Origin of the sequence: Endozoicomonas sp. ONNA1, from assembly GCF_024606325.1 — a bacterium.
Taxonomy (GTDB): Bacteria; Pseudomonadota; Gammaproteobacteria; order Pseudomonadales; family Endozoicomonadaceae; genus Endozoicomonas_A.
The window spans coordinates 1-1069 of the sequence record NZ_JAHHPN010000475.1 but is presented as its reverse complement, the minus strand read 5'-3'; the positions used below and the strand labels follow the sequence as shown (position 1 = coordinate 1069).

Annotated in this window: 1 protein-coding gene; it reads left to right on the top strand. The window is 52.0% G+C overall.

What is annotated here, in order from left to right; all coding sequences use genetic code 11:
- Window positions 1–26: 26 nt before the first annotated feature.
- Window positions 27–1069 (top strand): PEP/pyruvate-binding domain-containing protein (locus KDK19_RS10820; protein WP_257291934.1); only part of this gene is annotated, 1043 nt, incomplete at its 3' end.

Sequence of the window (1069 nt, the reverse complement as noted above, 5' to 3'; positions counted from 1 at the left end):
GCCGTGAGCAACTTGGGGGCAAGGGGATGTTTTTGCAACGCATGGCGGCAATAAAGCTGCCAGTCCCGCCGTTCAAATGTGTTTCAGCCCGGGTAATGAATGCGCTTGAACAACACCCTCTGGATTCCCATCGTTTAGCCCGCTATCTACCCGGGATCGTCTTTGAACCGGAAGCAGGGTGGAGTCTGATAAAAATCAGGGAATACCTGAATACCTCGCCACCATCAGAGAAAAACAAAATGGATAAATGGCTGGAGGGTCTGACACAATTCATTGTCAGTAGTGACTTTTACGAACAGGTTAAAGATTCTGAGGCAGCCTGCCACATCAGGAATCTGCGCTGTCAGCTTGAAGAACAATCCACGTCACAGCCGGTGATTATCCGCAGTTCTGGCATCAATGAGGACAACTACGGCGATGCCCAGGCAGGTAAATACCTCTCGGAAGTTCAGGGAGAAGAGGATGTTCTGCGAACCTGTCTCAAGGTCATGGCCTCAGGTTACCGGCCTGAAGTTTGTCCCGGAGTGATACCACCCACCATGGCACTGATCATCCAGCAGTGCATTGATTGCCGATATGGCGGGGTCGCCATGAGCTTTCAATCCTTTCAGGATGATACCATCAGGGTTGAGTACACACCCGGTCAGCCCAGGGGTGTTGTGGCAGGACAGTCAGGTAACACGCCCCACCGCATCGATATTTCTGGCGAAGAAGGGGCTGAAAGCGTTCAATACTTTCCCGGGACGGTTTCAAGTCAATTCATCCTTCAAAAAAACACGGATAATAACGGCTATTCGGAGACAATCATTTATAAGTCAGATGCCCCACCAGACGACGGTGGGCAGCGACTCAGTGATGACACGGTTTCAGCACTCAGGGAGATGGTGACAAAGCTGGAAGACCTGTTGCTCTGCCCGGTGGATGTGGAGTTTGCCATTGATCATCAGGGTCACCTGTTCCTGTTGCAGGTGCGTCCGATAACCAGACTTTCTGGCGGCATGGATTTTGCCATGCCCGTACCCGAAGACAGTCTGGCCAATGGCGAGGCCGTCAGCGAAGGTTATTGCAC